General features: G+C 61.1%; 14 protein-coding genes. 5 read left to right on the forward strand and 9 right to left on the reverse strand.

What is annotated here, in order from left to right:
* Positions 1 to 66 precede the first annotated feature (66 nt).
* Both Q0H50_RS03890 and Q0H50_RS03895 read right to left on the reverse strand, forming a co-directional pair.
* Positions 67 to 2,466, reverse strand: a complete 2,400-nt coding sequence (locus tag Q0H50_RS03890; RefSeq protein ID WP_294419564.1) for a heavy metal translocating P-type ATPase — start codon at positions 2,464 to 2,466, stop codon at positions 67 to 69.
* A 20-nt stretch (positions 2,467 to 2,486) separates the two neighbouring features.
* A complete protein-coding gene (locus tag Q0H50_RS03895) occupies positions 2,487 to 2,819 on the reverse strand; it encodes a metal-sensing transcriptional repressor (RefSeq protein ID WP_294419567.1) in 333 nt (110 codons plus the stop codon).
* A gap of 546 nt (positions 2,820 to 3,365) precedes the next feature.
* On the opposite strand from Q0H50_RS03895, the gene Q0H50_RS03900 reads away from it, so the two are divergent.
* The 5 genes from Q0H50_RS03900 (at position 3,366) to Q0H50_RS03920 (ending at position 10,098) form a co-directional block, all read left to right on the forward strand.
* Positions 3,366 to 3,650 (forward strand): metalloregulator ArsR/SmtB family transcription factor, encoded by a 285-nt coding sequence (locus Q0H50_RS03900; protein WP_042435168.1) that lies wholly within the window; start codon positions 3,366 to 3,368, stop codon positions 3,648 to 3,650.
* A 52-nt stretch (positions 3,651 to 3,702) separates the two neighbouring features.
* Complete coding sequence (locus Q0H50_RS03905) at positions 3,703 to 3,921, forward strand: cation transporter (protein WP_294419569.1); 219 nt, start codon at positions 3,703 to 3,705, stop codon at positions 3,919 to 3,921.
* Between the two features lie 39 nt (positions 3,922 to 3,960).
* A complete protein-coding gene (locus tag Q0H50_RS03910) occupies positions 3,961 to 5,880 on the forward strand; it encodes a heavy metal translocating P-type ATPase (protein ID WP_294419572.1) in 1,920 nt (639 codons plus the stop codon).
* 240 nt (positions 5,881 to 6,120) lie between these two features.
* On the forward strand, positions 6,121 to 8,292 hold the full coding sequence (locus Q0H50_RS03915) for a UvrD-helicase domain-containing protein (protein WP_294419576.1): 2,172 nt from the start codon (positions 6,121 to 6,123) through the stop codon (positions 8,290 to 8,292).
* Between the two features lie 21 nt (positions 8,293 to 8,313).
* Complete coding sequence (locus Q0H50_RS03920; RefSeq protein ID WP_294419579.1) at positions 8,314 to 10,098, forward strand: ABC transporter ATP-binding protein; 1,785 nt, start codon at positions 8,314 to 8,316, stop codon at positions 10,096 to 10,098.
* Between the two features lie 189 nt (positions 10,099 to 10,287).
* Here Q0H50_RS03920 and Q0H50_RS03925 read toward each other — a convergent pair whose 3' ends face one another.
* The 7 genes from Q0H50_RS03925 to Q0H50_RS03955 all read right to left on the reverse strand — a co-directional run.
* Positions 10,288 to 11,388, reverse strand: a complete 1,101-nt coding sequence (locus Q0H50_RS03925) for a nucleoid-associated protein (RefSeq protein ID WP_294419581.1) — start codon at positions 11,386 to 11,388, stop codon at positions 10,288 to 10,290.
* Positions 11,389 to 11,489: 101 nt separating this feature from the next.
* A complete protein-coding gene (gene murB / locus Q0H50_RS03930; RefSeq protein WP_294419594.1) occupies positions 11,490 to 12,413 on the reverse strand; it encodes a UDP-N-acetylmuramate dehydrogenase in 924 nt (307 codons plus the stop codon).
* Positions 12,414 to 12,418: 5 nt separating this feature from the next.
* Positions 12,419 to 13,939, reverse strand: coding sequence for a LuxR family transcriptional regulator (locus Q0H50_RS03935; RefSeq protein WP_294419583.1), 1,521 nt, complete (start codon positions 13,937 to 13,939; stop codon positions 12,419 to 12,421).
* Positions 13,940 to 14,245: 306 nt separating this feature from the next.
* Positions 14,246 to 14,497 (reverse strand): twin-arginine translocase TatA/TatE family subunit, encoded by a 252-nt coding sequence (gene tatA / locus Q0H50_RS03940; protein WP_294419585.1) that lies wholly within the window; start codon positions 14,495 to 14,497, stop codon positions 14,246 to 14,248.
* A gap of 321 nt (positions 14,498 to 14,818) precedes the next feature.
* Complete coding sequence (locus tag Q0H50_RS03945; RefSeq protein WP_294419587.1) at positions 14,819 to 15,736, reverse strand: formate dehydrogenase accessory protein FdhE; 918 nt, start codon at positions 15,734 to 15,736, stop codon at positions 14,819 to 14,821.
* Positions 15,737 to 16,002: 266 nt separating this feature from the next.
* Complete coding sequence (locus Q0H50_RS03950; RefSeq protein WP_294419589.1) at positions 16,003 to 16,767, reverse strand: cytochrome b/b6 domain-containing protein; 765 nt, start codon at positions 16,765 to 16,767, stop codon at positions 16,003 to 16,005.
* A partial coding sequence (locus Q0H50_RS03955; protein WP_294419591.1) for a hypothetical protein occupies positions 16,767 to 17,207 on the reverse strand: 441 nt, incomplete at its 5' end. The genes Q0H50_RS03955 and Q0H50_RS03950, both read right to left, overlap by 1 nt.

Raw genomic sequence — 17,207 nt, forward strand, 5'->3', positions numbered from 1 at the left:
CTTCACATGGGCGACGAACTTCGGGCACATCATACCCTCGACGGTGAGCTTCTTTTCCATGATGATCTACTGTTCCGCGGGCGCACCCGCATCGATTGCCTGGATATCCTGCTCGGATGCGCTCGCATCCGCAGTTTCTTCGTTAGGGCCGCCTTGCTTGGCGGCCAACCGCTGTGCCGCAGCCGAGCTGAACCGGGGCTTCCAGGAACGCAAGCGCAGCGCATTCGACACCACGCATACGCTCGAGCAGCTCATAGCCGCCGCGGCGATCATGGGGTTGAGCGTGAAACCGGCGAACGAGAACACGCCGGCGGCCACCGGAATGCAAATCGCATTGTAGATCAACGCCCAGAACAGGTTCTGCTTGATATTGCGCAGCGTCGAACGCGACAGCTGGATGGCTGCAGGCACATCAAGGACATCGGAGCGCATGAGCACCACATCGGCGCTGTCGATGGCGATATCGGTACCCGCCCCGATGGCGATGCCCACATCGGCTCGCGCGAGCGCAGGTGCATCGTTGATACCATCGCCGACCATGGCCACACGGCCCTGCTCAGACAGCAGGCGGATCTGGCGCTCCTTGCCCTCGGGCATCACGTCGGCGATCACCTCATCGGCGCCGACCTGGCGTTGAATCGCCAACGCGGTGCGTTCGTTATCGCCCGTCAACATGACGGTTCGGATCCCCATAGCCCGAAGCTCGGCGATCGCCGCCGCGCTTGAGGGCTTCACGGTATCTGCCACGGCGATCAAGCCGCACGCCTTTGAGCCGCATGCGAAGAACAAAGGCGTTTTGCCCTGGTCGGCAAGCTGCTGAGCGCGGGACTCGAATGCCGAAACATCCACATTCGCCTGCTGCATGAGCTTTCTGTTTCCGGCATACGCGGCAACACCGTCGACTTCGGCGCGGACACCGCCGCCTGCAACCTGCTCGAACGCTTCAACCGATTGAGGCTGCGCACCGGCAGCTTCGGCCCACTCGACGACCGCCTGCGCAAGAGGATGCTCGCTACGCTGTTCTACGGAAAGCGCCAGGCTTGCAAACCCCATCTCGTCGATTCCCGAGGCGCGCATCACGTCGGTGACGATCGGCTTGCCCGTGGTGATGGTGCCGGTTTTGTCGAACACGACCGTTTTCACATCGTGCGCAACCTCGAGCGCCTCGGCCGACTTCACCAAAATACCGCTGGTGGCGCCACGTCCCGTGCCGACCATAATGGCCGTAGGCGTTGCCAACCCGAGCGCACACGGGCAGCTGATAACCAAAACGGAGATGGCGTGCGTAAGAGCGGTGGAAACGCTGCCGGACACGAACATCCACACGACGAATGCCGCAAGGGCGATAGCGATGACCGCGGGAACGAACACGCCGGCGATTTTATCGGCGATCTTCTCGATAGGCGCTTTGGTCGACGTAGCCTCGTCAACCAGGCGGATGATGCCGGCAAGCGTGGTGTCCGCCCCGACGCGGTCCGCGCGCATGACGAACCAGCCGGACTTGTTCACGGTAGCGCCCGTGACCGCATCGCCCGCATGCTTGGAAACAGGCACGCTCTCGCCCGTGATGACCGACTGATCCACCACGCCGTCGCCTTCAAGTACGATGCCATCGACGGGCACGCCTTCGCCGGCTTTTACGACAAGCATGTCGCCCACACGCACCTGTTCAACGGGAACGCGACGTTCGGATCCATCGGATTCGCGACGCGTCGCCTCTTTCGGCGTTAGATCCATGAGCTTGGTGATGGCATCGGTGGTCTTGCCCTTCGCCCGTGCTTCGAAGTACTTGCCCAGCGTGATAAGCGTCAAGATCATGGCCGCCGACTCGAAGTACAGGTCCATGGCGGCCGCATGTGCGAAGTCGATGTCGCCGTGCCCCATGCCCCAGCCGATGCGATAGATGGCGGCGATACCATATATGGTGGACGCCGCCGAGCCGAGCGCGATGAGCGAATCCATGTTCGGGGCTCCATGGGCAAGCGTCTTGAAACCCACGCGGAAGAACTTGAAGTTCACGAAGATGACGGGCAGCAGCAGCAGGAGCTGCGTGAACGCGAACGTGAGCATGTTCTCATGGCCAAGGAACACGCCAGGGAGCGGCCAGCCGAACATATGGCCCATGGAAAGATAGAACAGCGGGATGGTGAAGCAGAAACTGACGATCAGGCGCATACGCACCCGTTTCGCCTCGGCGGCGGAATCGTTCACCGGTCGCGCAGGCTGCTGCACGCTGCCAGCCGTCGACCCCGACTCCGGCCGCGGATACGCGCCATAGCCCGCCTTCTCGACCGCCGCCGAAATAGCGTCAAGGGTGGAATCGGCGCCGTCGAAATCCACCTCCATGCTGTTCTTCAACAGATTCACGGCCACCGACTCCACGCCCGCAACGCCCGCCGTGGCCTTCTCCACACGAGCCGAGCAGGCCGCGCACGTCATGCCCGTCACATCGAATGTACGTTTCATACCTATCCTTCTTTCGGCGCCTACCGCGCGAATTTCTTGATCAGCTGCATGGCTTCATCGATGATCTGCGTGTTGCCCTGCTCGATTTGCTCGACGACGCAGGTTTCCAGGTGGTTTTGCAGCAAGATGGCCGAGATGCTGTGCACAGCGCTTTCGGCTGCGGAAAGCTGGACGAGCACATCGCCGCAATAGCGGTTGTCATCGATCATCGTTTTCACGCCATTGAGCTGGCCTATGACACGATTCAGCCGTTTTTGCAGGTCATCTTGCAACTGCTGGCTGCGTGGCGTGGCCTTGTGATGGCAGCAGCACTGCTTTTGGCTGCAATTTGCCTCAGAAGCTGCGGCGTTCATACGCATCCTTTCGCTGCTTGGCCCCTCATAAGAGACCATCGAGTATTCCAATATACCCCCTGGGGGCATTCGATTCCTGCTTAGTATATACCCCATAAGGGTATAGTCAAGACAAAGTTGAGCTATGGCAACTTGTGCCGATCGTTTCACCAGACTAGGTGCGCAAACGGATGCCGACCGCATTGCCCGAATCAGAGCACAAGCATGCGCTGCTCCCTGCCCGCATCGGTAGGCAAAACATGCCCTGACTGCTAGGCCGCATTGCCAAGAAACGCCAATACTGGTTGACAAGACCCTACTGCTGATTATACTTATGAACAGTTGCTCATATGTTTAGTACTTAGCTGAAAGGTTCAAACTATGGCAAGCGATATCCCCACTGCCCCGCCCCAGGCGAAGCAGAGCGATGCAGCCGCTATCGGCCAGCCGATGGCATCCAGATCCTGCGCCGACCCATCCCCCGCAACCGGCACGACCGAAATCGCAAACGATGACGATTGCCCGTGCGGATGCAACCGCAGCGAAACGCAGCAACGCTTCGACACCATGCCGGATGAGGAGCTGCTCTACGATTTGGCCGACCTGTTCAAGGTGTTCGCCGACACCACGCGCATCAAGATACTGTTTGCCCTGATGGCGCGCCCAATGCCTGTTGGCGAACTTGCCGAGGCAATCGGCGCCACGCAATCGGCGGTCTCCCATCAGCTGCGCCAGCTCAAGCAAGCCCATCTGGTGAAGTTCCAGAGAGACGGCAAATCCGTCATCTATTCCCTGTCCGACGACCACGTGTACACCATGTTGGCGCAGGGCATGACCCATATCTGCGAATAGCCGGGCATAGCCCGAGACCATTCGACCCATCCATCAAACGAAAGGAACCATCATGCGTAAGACGTTCAAACTCGACGAGCTCGACTGCGCGAACTGCGGGGCGAAGATCGAAGCGGAGATCAAAAAGATCGACGGCGTGAACGACGCCAAGGTCACCTTCATGACGCAAAAGCTCATGATCGATGCCGACGACGCCCGTTTCGAGCAGATCGTCGACGAAGCCCAAATAGCCGCCCATAAGTACGAGCCCGACTGCGACATCGTTCGCTAACCGTCATAGGCGCAACGCCGCCGAGAAAGAATCACGACCATGAACAAAAAGCAACGAAAATGGCGCAACCGGATCCTGGTGGCGCTGGGCTTGTTCGCCATCATCTTCGCCGCTGAGCACCTGCTGCCGCTGGCCGATATGCTGGGCAGCGAGGCCGCTGCGGTCTACCTGCTGTTCGCGTTGTACCTGGTGCCCTATCTGATTGCCGGCCACGATGTGCTGCTGCGAGCGGTCAGTAATATCAGAAGCGGCCAGGTGTTCGACGAAAACCTGCTCATGGCCATCGCCACCATCGGCGCGTTCGCCATGATCGCGTTCCCGGACGCGGAGCCTTCGATGGCCGAAGGTTGCGCCGTGATGCTGTTCTACCAGATCGGCGAGCTGTTCCAAAGCTACGCCGTGGGCAAATCGCGTAAATCCATCGCCGCCATGATGGATATCGCCCCCGATTATGCCAACGTGGAACAAAACGGCGAGCTTGCGCAGGTCGACCCCGCCGAGGTAGCCGCCGGCGACACGATCGTGGTGAAGCCCGGCGAGCGCGTACCCATCGACGGAACCATCATCGAAGGTGCAAGCCAGCTTGACACCGCGGCGCTTACCGGCGAATCCGTCCCGCGCCACGTGGAAGCGGGCATGGAGGTCATCAGCGGTTGCGTCAACATGACCGGGCTTTTGCGCGTACGCACCACGAAGCCCTTCGGCGAATCCACCGTCAGCCGCATCCTCGAGCTGGTGGAAAACGCCGCCGAGAAGAAGGCACGAACCGAGAACTTCATCACCCGCTTCGCCCGCTACTACACCCCCACCGTCACGGGGCTGGCCCTGCTGCTGGCCGTCATCCCGCCGCTTCTGGGCATGGGCGCCTGGAGCGATTGGATCTTGCGCGGCCTGACGTTCCTGGTGGTCAGCTGCCCGTGCGCCCTGGTCATCAGCGTGCCGCTGTCGTTCTTCGGCGGCATCGGCGGCGCCAGCAAGCTGGGCGTGCTGGTCAAGGGCAGCAACTACCTTGAGGCGCTTGCCAAGGTGGACACGGTGGTGTTCGACAAAACCGGCACGCTCACCAACGGCACCTTCAACGTGGTGGCGGTGCACACCGAACAGGACGTCGACCCCGATCACCTGCTGAGCTATGCCGCACATGCGGAATCCTATTCTGATCACCCCATCGCGCTGTCGGTAAAGGAGGCCTACTCGGGCAAGATCGACCAGGAGCGCATCCGCGACGTCCGCGAAGAGGCGGGCCATGGCGTGGCCGCGGTCATCGACGAGCATGTGGTGCTGGTGGGCAACGACAAGCTCATGAACGCCAACGGCACGAGCTACCATGATTGCGAATTGACCGGCACCATCCTGCACGTTTCCATCGATGGAAGCTACGCCGGGCATATCGTCATCGCCGACGTGGTGAAAGATGACGCCGCCGAGGCCATCAAGCGTCTCCATGACGCAGGCGTTCGAAAAACGGTCATGCTCACCGGCGACCGCGCCGAAGTCGCACAAGCCGTATCCGAACAACTGGGAATCGACGAGTTCCACGCGCAGTTGCTGCCTGCCGACAAGGTCGCCCAGGTCGAGCGCCTGCTTTCCGAGCAGAAAGACGGCGAGAACCTGGCGTTCGTGGGCGACGGCATCAACGATGCCCCCGTGCTCACCCGCGCCGACGTGGGCATCGCCATGGGAGCCATGGGGTCGGACGCCGCCATCGAGGCCGCCGACGTGGTGCTCATGGACGACAAACCCTCCAACATCTCGCGCGCCATCCGCCTGGCACGGCGCACCATGCGCATCGTATGGCAGAACATCGTGTTCGCCTTGGGCGTGAAGCTGATCGTGCTCGTGCTGGCGGCGGTAGGCATCGCCAATATGTGGCTGGCCGTCTTCGCGGACGTGGGCGTGGCGATCCTTGCCATCCTCAACGCCATGCGCTGCATGAACGTGAACGGATTGCGCAAGTAGCTGCCGAAAGATGCTGCGATGCCAGCCGCGAAACCCGGCGTCACGTCAGCAAAGCTTCGCCCCTGCCCCGTTCGAGGAACCTCGATAGCGACACTGTTTCCCGAACATCGACCAAGCGTCAACCATGTTACGCATAGTATACGCGTTACCTAATTATGGAGAGGCCGCCTGAAACCGGGCGGCCTCTGGTCGCTTGCGCTAAACTGGAATGCCGAAAATTCGAGCGAAGGGTGGGCAGCCATGGCCGACAACATGCAGGATAACCTCAACGAAACCGTGTCCGACCAGGCAAACGACCCGGTATTCCAGCAAGAACAGGACCACTTGTCCGAAACCTACGCCAAGCTTGAAACCATCGCCGAAACCTTGTCGGCCAAGATGGAGCGACGCCGCTGGCAGGCCGCCAAGGACAAGGACGAGATGCAGGGCGAGGTCAAGCACAACTTCGCCAGCGACGGCGAGGCCCAGGAGACCTACGTCGACTACGCCGTGCTCAACAACCTCATCCGCGATTACAATCTGGAACAGGACGCCGACAGCGAACGCCTTGCCGCTGCCGCGAAGCTGCTCGAGCAGCCCTACTTCGCCAAGATCAGCCTGGAGATGCGCCCCGGCGCGCCGGCAAAGGACATCTACATCGGCCTTGCCGGCGTTGCCGATGAGAACTACCGCCGCATGGTGGTCGACTGGCGAAGCCCCGTTGCCGAGGTGTACTACAACCAGGAAAACGGCGCCACCTCCTACGAGGCCAACGGCCGTACCATCAAGGTCAACCTGCTCAACCGCCGTCAATTCGACATAGAAGGCAAGACTCTTCGCGCGTATTTCGACTCCGACGTTGCCATCGAGGACTCGCTGCTGCTGCAATCCCTTTCCGCGCAGCGCTCCGAGCACATGAAGGCCATCACCGCCACCATCCAAAAAGAGCAGAACCTTATCATCCGCCACGAAGACGTGCCGGCATTGCTGGTCGCAGGCATCGCCGGCAGCGGCAAGACAAGCGTGCTGCTGCAGCGCATCGCGTACCTGTTCTACCGCAACCGCGGATCGCTCGACCCGCGCCAGGTGTTTTTGGTCAGCCCCAACCCCGTGTTCGCGAAGTACATCGAGAATGTGCTGCCCGACCTGGGCGAACGCAACCCGGAAACCATCACCTACCACGACCTGTGCGCACGACTGCTTCCCGCCGGCCGCAACCCCCAGGACAAGGAAAGCCCGCTTGAGCTGCTGTGGAAGATCGATCGCGCGGTCGAGGGCCTTCGCTTCGAGCTTGCCGACCTTCGCGACATCAAATTCTACGGCGTGCGCCTGGTCTCGGCCGGCGCCATCATGCAGCTCATGCAGAAGTATCCGAACGTTCCGGCCGGCCCACACCTGGTCACGTTGGTGCGCGAGGAGCTGTTCAGCCGCCTTGACGCGCGCCTGAAGCAGATGGCGGCAACCGAAACGGTGCAGGACGAGCTGCTGTGCCTGTCGCTGGACGAGCAGGTTCGCCTGTTCAACGCGCCCTATGACCCGCAAACCGAGCAGGAGGCCCGCGACTGCGCCCTCACCTACCTGCAGGAGCGTTTCGCTGCCGCCGTGCTGGCAATCGAACGCGACGAATGGCTGCGCATCGACCGCATCGGCATGCGCCTGCTCGGCGTGGAGAACCTGCCCGTCAGCGCATGGTTGTACCTGAACATGGCCGTCACCGGCCTGGGCAATCCCGATGCGCGCTACGTCATGATCGACGAGGTGCAGGACTACACGCCCGACCAGCTGGCAGTCATGGCCCGCTTCTTCCGCCGCGCGCACTTCATGCTGCTCGGCGACCCTCATCAGGCCATCCGCCCGGAAACGGCGTCCTACGAGCGGATCCGCGAGGTGTTCATGCGCCTGCGCGGCTCCATCGAGGATTGCCAGCTGTTGACCAGCTACCGCTCCACGCCCGAGATCACGACCCTGTTCGCAGGCCTTTTGCCCGAAAGCGAGCGCATGCAGATCTCGGCGGTGCAGCGCGCCGACGAGCCGCCGGCGCTTATCGCCTGCCCGACCGAGGAGGAATATGAGCAGACCCTTCGCCGCGTGATTCGCGAAGCACCCGGAAACGATGGGCTCACCGCCGTGGTGGTGCCGTGGAAAAGCCAGCTCAAGCGCCTGCAGAAGCTGCTCGGCGACGACACGCCGCAGATCATCGGGCAGGATAGGCGCCTGCCGTCCTCCGGCGTGCTGGCGCTCACGCTGCCGTTGGCGAAGGGATTGGAGTTCGACCACGTGATCATCCCCGATGCCGGAGCCGGCCTATTCCCCGAAAACGACCACGTGGCGCAAAACCGTCTATACACCACGATAAGCCGCGCCACTCGCACCATCACCATCCTGTCCAACGGTGCGCTCACCCCGCTGCTGGATTTCGCGAACCAGGACTAGATACGCACCCGAAGGAGCCTCATGGCAACGAACCGATCGACCACCACCCGCCGCACCCTGCACTACTACTGGCAGGTAACCCGCAAGCACTTCGGCCTGTTCGCCGCGCTTATGGCGTCGACGTTTTTGTTCGTTGCCTTGCTATCGTATGGCAACCCGTACGTGATGAGCCTGGTGGTCGATCGCGTGAGCGCCGGAAGCATGGAGTCCGACCAGGTGTTTGCGGTATACGGCCCCTACATCGTGGCGCTTATCGCCATCAACGTGCTTGGGCAGGCCGCCAGCAAGCTGCAGGATTACACCATGTACAAGCTTGAGATCGCGGCAGCATACGACCTTGCCACCATGAGCTTCGATGCGCTGTGCAACCAGTCCATGAGCTTCCATTCGAACCGGTTCGGCGGCACGCTGGTAAGCCAGACGAGCAAGTTCATGAGCGCCTACCAGCTGCTGCTCGAAACCATCACGTTCCCGTTTCTGCCGGTCATCTGCTCGGTGATATTCACCTGCGCCATCCTTGCACCGCGCGTGCCTGTGTACGTGGCCATCCTCATGGCCTTGCTGGCCATATACGCCTGCGTGTCGTATTACATGTACAAGCGCATCCTGTCGCTCAACGAGAAGGCGGCAAGCGCGCAAAACCAGCTGTCCGGCGAGCTTTCCGATTCGGTTGCGAACATCCTTGCGGTGAAGACCTCGGGGCGCGAGGACTACGAGCGCGCGTTGTTCGACCAGGCAAACCGTCAGGTGGTCGAACGCGACAGCAAGCGCATGTGGGCCAGTTTGGCGCGCGGCATCATCACCGCATGCATCACCGTGATCATCATGAGCGTGGTGGCGGTGTTCATCGCCGGCGGTAACGCCTGGTACGGCATCAGCGCCGGCACCTTAGTGATGATGTTCACCTACACCTACACCGTCACGAACCAGTTCAACTTCATTAACAACGGCCTGCAGCGCTTCAACCGGGCGTTCGGCGATGCCAGCGGCATGACGCAAACCCTCGACGAGCCTCGTCTGGTGGCGGACCTTCCCGGTGCGCCTGACATGGTGGTGCGCGACGGCGCCATCGATTTCGAGGGAATCGGCTTCCACTACACCGACGGCAATACGAAAACCACGGTGTTCGAAGATTTCAACCTGCATATCCCTGCAGGTCAACGAGTTGGCTTGGTGGGCTTGAGCGGTGCCGGCAAAACCACCCTCACAAAGCTGCTGCTGCGCTTGTCCGACATCCAGGACGGCCGCATCCTCATCGACGGGCAGAACATCGCCGAATGCACGCAACAGAGCCTTCGCCGCTCCATCGCCTACGTGCCGCAGGAAGCGCTGCTGTTCCATCGCAGCATCGCCGAGAACATCGCCTACGGTCGCCCCGACGCCACCATGGAGCAGATCCGCGAGGCCGCGGCCCAGGCCAACGCGCTGGAGTTCATCGAGAACCTGCCGGAAGGGTTCGACACCATCACGGGCGAACGCGGCGTGAAGCTCTCTGGCGGACAGCGCCAACGCGTCGCCATCGCCCGTGCGCTGCTGGCAGACTGCCCGGTGCTCGTGCTCGACGAGGCCACAAGCGCCCTTGACTCCGAAAGCGAAGCGCTCGTGCAAGATGCCCTATCGAAGCTGATGCATGGCCGCACCTGCATCGTCGTGGCACATCGCCTCTCCACCGTGGCCAGCCTTGATAGGATCGTGGTCCTCGACCACGGCAAAATCACCGAGGACGGTCCGCACGCCGACCTGGTAGCCGCCAACGGCGAATACGCCAACCTCTGGAACCGCCAAACCGGCGCCTATCTGAAGTAGCACCAACCCGGACACTTAGGGGACGTAGCATTATCTGTCCGACCTTTGCGAGATATGAGAAGGGCGGGGTGGCAACGCATCGCAACAGCAAGATGCGCTGCCACCCCGCCCAAAAAACGGGCTGAACATGACCTACATGCAAACCGGACAGATAATGCTACGTCCCCTAAGTGTCAGAAAACGTTGAGGCTAGCGGTTCTCGATGCTGCCGATGTTTTTGAGCTCGATCTGGATGAGGCCGTTCGGGGCGCTTTTGAACTCGATGAGCTCGGTGTTGTGGCTGTATTCGGCGGGAAACGTCAGAACGATGCCCGTGTCGGTGACGATCTTATGGTTACGGCTGACGCGTTTCGCCACATCACGCTCCATATGCACGCGGTCGCCAAGCTGTTCATCGGCGGCTGCCTGCTCGAAACGACGGCGCGGGCCCTCGTCGTCGAACACCTCGTCCACGAACTCATCGAACGGCACCTCGTCGGAATCATCGGCGTTCTCGGCCAGATAGGCCTTGGCACGGCCCATCGCCACGGCGGAGTTGACCCCGAACTCCTCAGCCACTTCCTCGACCAGACCCATCGTGGTATCGAACAATTCCTTGCTCGACGCCTCGTTGGAGCACTGCAGCAGGCCGTCGGGGATCAGCCAGCGCTCCTCGCCCGCGATCTGGCGGGGCTTGTCGACGAACTGCACCGCCAAGGTGCGAGCGTTCACCAGCGCAAACGACGCGATCTTCTGCGAAGGGTTCGGCAAAATGGCATGATGCCGCTCGATGTTGTTGCGCGTTGCGCCATCTTCGCCGCGCCCAACCTCGTGCATGAAGGCCGGCTTGCTCTCAAGCAGCAACAAGCCGAAATAATGCTCGCTGCGTGCATTATAAGCAGCAGCCTCGGCGGCTGCGGTAGCCGCAGCGATCTCCTCCTCGGTGGCATCATCGGACAAAGAGGGCATGGCAGGCGGCTTTTCCTGATCTTCGAAATCAACGACGAGCAAATCGCACGAGGAGGGGTTTTCCATGCGCCCGAGCTCCTCGGACATGAACTGGGCTACCTGCACGGAAAGATCGATGAAGTCGCGATCGCCCTTGAAATATGCGCTCAGCTCAGCAGCGAAGCCGCTATCAGGGAAAAACTCCCCGCGACGGTTATCCATGCCGCCAAGCGCATGCCGGGCAATGCGCATGACATACGATTTGACGTTTTTGTTCGTCAAGTCCAACTCGTCTTCGGAAAACACGTTCACGCATGACACGAAATCGAACACGTGCAGCACTGCGTGGTTGATCTTGAACATCCGGCTTCTCCCCTACTTACCTTGAACCTGCACCCGCGAACGCGATGGCAGCGCTCCGCCCTACGAACGCGCGCCTTTACCCACCCTCGAAACGAACGAGACTATGCTTCGTCCTCGAAACCCCACATGCGCACCTCAGGATACATGCGCACGCCCTCCATCTCATACACACGGCACTGAACCTCGGCGATCAGGTCGCGGACATCGCGCGCCGTCGCTCCACCCGCGTTGACCACGAACCCCGTGTGCTTCTCGGAAACCTGCGCACCGCCCACGCGGAAACCGCGCAAGCCGGCATCTTGGATCAGCTTGCCGGCGAAGTACCCGACGGGGCGCTTGAAGGTGCTGCCGGCGCTCGGCATTTCCAGGGGCTGCTTCTCGGCGCGGCGTTGGGCCAGATCGTCCATGCGCGCGAGGATCTCAGCAGGAAAATCGGGACGCAGCTGCAAAGTTGCTGAGAGCACCGCCCAACCAGCATCGCCCATCATGGAGTGACGATACCCCCAGCACGCCTGCCAAGCGTGCAGCTCGACGATGCGCCCCTGCGGCGTTGCGCACACAAGCGAGCAGCACACGTCGCGGAACTCCCCGCCATAGGCGCCGGCGTTCATGATGGCGGCGCCGCCGATGGTTCCGGGGATGCCGCTGGCGAACTCATAGCCGGCCAAACCCGCAGCAGCAGCAGCCTCGGCAACCTGGGCGTTCGAGGCGCCGGCTTCCACCGTCATGCGCGAGCCATCCACGGCAATACCCGAAAAACGCTCGGCAAAACGCACGATCACTTCGGACAGGCCGGCATCGGCCACGAGCAGGTCGCTGCCCAGGCCCAGCAAACGCACAGGCTGACCCGCTTGATGGCAAGCGGCAAGAACGTCTGCCGCCTCCTGCACGCTAGACGGCTCGACCACCACGGCAGCAGGACCGCCGATCTTGAATGTGGTCAGCCCGCTCATCGGCACGTCCTTGCGCACCGCCTGTGCGCCGACGATGCCCTGCAGCGTTTCCAACAGCGTCCCGTTCACCATATGGATCACGACTCCTTACCGGATAGCAATGCCTGGGATTCAAGTTCGCCCAGATCGATCAACTCTTGACGGCTATGCACGCCGCATTTCGCATAGATGCGGCGCAAATGGGTATCAACGGTGCTTTTCGCGATAAACAGCTCCGCCGCCATACGTTCGCCCGTACGGCCCCGAAGCGCCAGCGGCAAAATCTCAGATTCGCGCTTGGAGAGCTTGAACTTCGCAGCCATGACGCGGCACGCATCCTCGAACCGATCGGCCTGCTTGGCGATGCGGGACAGCGCCAGGAAATCGCCTTCAGTGAAAAGGAACAGGTACGCGAACAGCGTGGCAAAACCCGCACAAGAGGCGACGGCAAACGGGATATCGCCCGAAGGAGATGCGACCTGCAGCGCATTGCCCAGCGCCAAGCCGCCCGCTTCGCCAAGATACAAGGCCGCAAAACCCCTGGAGAACGAAAGCGCCGCATCCATGCCGGTCAGCTTCGCCATCAAAACGAAAAGCGAAACAAGCACGGCGGAAAGACCCAGATAGCCCGCAAGCACGATGGAATCACCGGGAACCCCGTAAGGCTCGAGCACGGGCATGAACAGGTAGCCCGTCATCATCAGCAAAAGCGCCAGGCGATACACGCCCACCAACAGCCTGCTGACTTCGCCATCGGACCCGCTACGGCGCGCGGAAACGCCCACAACCTGAAGCGATCCGGCGCAGAACAACGCCAAAAGCAGCAAAGTTGCCGCAAACGTGGGCGTGGCGACGTTGCCGGGGTCGGAAGCGTAGGTCTCCATGAGGCCACCCGATAAGCCGAACACCACCGAGCCGGCGATCACCATGCGGGAGATGCGATGCGTCTCGGCGCGCTGCTTCTTGGAAGCGAACAAGGTTGCGATAGTGAATGCAGGGGTCTTCTGCGCCGGCGTCTCCTCCTCGCTGCGCTCGCTCGAGCGCAGAGGTTCGATGCCCACGAGCGCCCAGGCGCTGCCGAAGGGCAGCAGATTCGCCACAGCAGCGACAAGCGGGGCTTGCGAACAGGCCATGGCAAGCAAAAACGTGAACACGGCGGCAACGGCGGTTGCAAGCAACACGCCGCGGGAGCTTTCCCCATGAGAACGGGCGCCGAGCGCCCTGCCCCATGCCGCAAGCATGCACGCGAAGGGGACGCCAACCAACACGCCTTCCATGACCATAGACGCAAGGCCGTATTCCGCGGGAAGGGAAACGGATGAGCCGATTGCCAGCAACACCGCATAGCACCACATAAGCGAGCGGTTCAGCAGCACATCGCGCACGCGCAGCGCAACGGCGCGCAAAACGATGAGCGTAGCAGCCGCGGCAAGCAAGGTGATGAGAAGGTCGATGCGCTCGAAGGTCAAACCGCCGACGGTAAGGGCGCTGTTCCACCCCATGTAGAACAAGGCGAACATGAACGCCTGATGGCACGCATATCCAAGGAGCGTGCGAACAAGATCGGAATCGAAGCGCGACTCAGGCGCGCGGGTATGATGGATTGAGGAATTCTGCATACCGTAAAGTGTACCAGCAAGCACCATCCAGGCTCCTGCCGCACACGAGGGACCACAAAAGATAACCTGCGCAAAACCGATCGCTGGGACTTTTGCAGTCCAAGCATCAAGATCTGCGACGAACTGTTTAACAAGCGCAGTGACTGAACCCGAAGCCAACGAAGGGTCGACCCTTACCGAGAATGTGGCCAATCGCCTGTTAAAGACCACCCATATATAGCGAAACGCCCACGCAGAACACTGCACGGGCGTTTCACTGTTTGCTGTATTTCCGGAAACGGGAGCTTTCGCACCCCCGGGGAAACCCTATTCCTCGCTTGCGGCGGGAGCCTTCTTGGCAGCCTTCACTGCCTTCTTCTTCGGCTCCTCCTCGACCTCGTCCTCCTCGTCAAGGTCGATCTCGGGCTTGCCCTCATCGGAGGTCATGCCCTCGCGCAGGCTCTTAACGGACTTGCCGATGGCGCTGCCGAGCTTGGGAAGGTTCTTCGGGCCGAAGATCAACAAAACAACGACCAGGATGATAAGCAGTTCGGGAACGCCCATGCCCAAAAACTTCATTGATGTCTCCTCCTTTTAGGATGTTGCAAAGCGGAACCGACGACGCCCGCATCGCTTGTACCGTGACAGGCGATCGCACCCGTCAGCTCGTTTCAACGCTGTCGATAATGCCGTTTCCGTCAAATCGCGTCTATCATGCAAACCCGTGATTTCGTACTCAATAGCACAGATAATGCTGTCATGCAAATTGAGTACACGATACGTTTTACCTGATGAAGAACCCCTCTTTACGTTTCATTGTCGATTAGGTCCACTACAACGAAAAAGGCAGGAGCCGAAACCCCTGCCTTCATTGATTCGCCTCTGTAAGAAGCCGATTCGCTAATCCTGCTGCGCTTCCTGCGCGACAAGCTGACGATATGCGATAAGGTCGAGCTTTGCCATGACCACGTCCTCGACCTCATAGCTGAACGGATACAGCTGAGCCATAGGACCGTCCTCCTCGTAGACGGTGCGCACGTAGCCGCCGCACTCGTCGCATGTGGCGATGCGGTGATCATCGTCGCCCTCCACGTTGAAGAAATGCAAGTGACCCTGGTTCTGCGTGCCGCAACGGGCGCAACGCACGCGCTCGATATCCCATACGCAGCCGCATTGCGCGCACCACAGCGCACGGCCACGGCCCTTGGTCTTCGTGCCCGCCTGGCCGACATGCGCCACGGAAGCCTCGCAACCGCACACCGGGCAGTGAACCGGATACGGCTGATCGGCATTGCCGGCTACACGAGCGGCCTGCACTGCCTGGGCGACGGGCTCCAACAGCGCGCGAAGCGCCAGCGAAACCACCGCGCCGCCCATGCGCGCGGCATCCTCGGAAAGCCCATCATCCTGCAAAAGACCCACGAACGCTTCCACATATGCCGAAGGATCGCAGCCTGCCAAGGCCACATCGGAAGCCGCCACCAGACGATCCCAACGCACACCGGCAATGGCATCGCGTGTCGCCTGGTCGAACTGGTCGAACAGCCCCATAGCGCCCGCCAAACGAGCAGCGGCATCGGCGAGCGCATCTGCAGGGATGCCCGCAGGATATGCGCGCAGCACCGGCTGTTCGGCTTTCGAACACTCCTTGAACGCAGCCGCATCGGGAACCACATGCTCGACCTTTGCGGCATACTCCTTCTGCACCTCGGCCTGAACGCCCCACAACGTGCGGAAGAACCGCAGGCGATCCTGCTCGGATTCGGAGAGCTTCGGCAGATAGGCCTTCATGGCCATATCGATGTGATTCAGATTCATAGTTGATTACCGCTTTCATCTCATTGAAACGATCGAGTCGACCACGAACCGCGAGGCAGATACGGAACAGGTCAGCGCGATCGAAGCCTGTTGGCAAACAGCCGCATGCACGTCATGCCATGCAGCTGCGCGCCAACACGCTATTGCGCGTAAACGGTAGCCCGACGCTCACCTCCACAAGGGAAGCGTCTGCGAAGCACCGGGCTACCGGCTAGATGGGCGGCGCATCGCGCGCCGCCCATCATGGTTTCAGAGACGATCAGGAGCTACTTGGCATCCTTCTCGACCACGTTCTTGCCGGAGGCGATCTCCTTACGAGCCCAGTGGCCCCAATGGTACAGAGCATCGGCTTCGGAAACCAAACCATTGCCGAACATCAGCTTGTACGTGCCGCGGTAAGGCTGGAAAATGCCGCCGCCCAGGAAGATGTGGGCCAAGCCGAACACGGCGATGAGCAAGAAGCCCAGGTCGTGTAGGAACAGCACCACACCATAACCCGTGCCCAGGTCGACGATGGTCGAACCGGCCACCAAGATCAGGCCCGTGACGCCCATGAGCGCGCCAGCCACCCACAGCATGCCGTCGGCGAAACGCTGGCCGGACTTCACCTCGTCCTGGTCGGGCATGTGGATCCACTTCGCCATGAACAGGTACGGGAAGAACAGCATCATCCACTTCTTGTCGTCGCTGTTCCACTTCGCGAACAGGTTCTTGAAGATGTGGGCCACGCCCTTCGGAGCCATGATCGCGCTGATGATCGGCACCAGCACGAAGACGAAACCGAGCACGCGATGCGACATGCGGATGGCAAACACCGTATCGGCGCCGACCGCCTGAGCAAGCTGCGGAACGAACACGAACAGGCCCGAGATGGCGAGCAGGATGCACGCGATGACCGTGATGCCGTGCGTGAAGCGAGCCTGCTTCGAATGACGGACGATATACTTCTCCTTGCCGGATGCCGCGCGCTCCTGGAGGAACGCCGCGTCCTTGGCGCGGGCTTCCGGGGAAACGTTAACGGAGTAGCTCATTATTTGTCCCCCTTCTTACCGATCGGAAGGTTCTCGGTGATATGCTCCATCACCGTCTTATCGTCCTGCGGGTCGCCGTGCTGCACAACGTCGCCGGTGATCACCGACACCGTATCCTCGGTCTCGGGGTTGTACGCCAGCTTGTCGCGCTTGTAGCCGATGGCCAGGCCGAACATGGCGGCCAGGCCGGCAACGGTCAGGCCGGTGATGGCGCCGGTGACCGGCTTCATGATCTGGGTGAGCTGGGCCGTGGCGGGAGCCTGCGGATCCTGCACCTGGTCATGAGCATCGATACCGTACTTGAGCACCTGGATGACGTGCAAGCCGCCCATCTCATGCTCGCCGTACAGGCAGGCATCGGGGTAGCCGTTCTCGTGCAGCCAGGCAACCTTCTCCTTGCCCTTGGCGATCATCTCGTCGCGATCGCCGAACTGCAAGGC

This window comes from uncultured Senegalimassilia sp. (assembly GCF_934632265.1).
GTDB lineage: Bacteria > Actinomycetota > Coriobacteriia > Coriobacteriales > Eggerthellaceae > Senegalimassilia.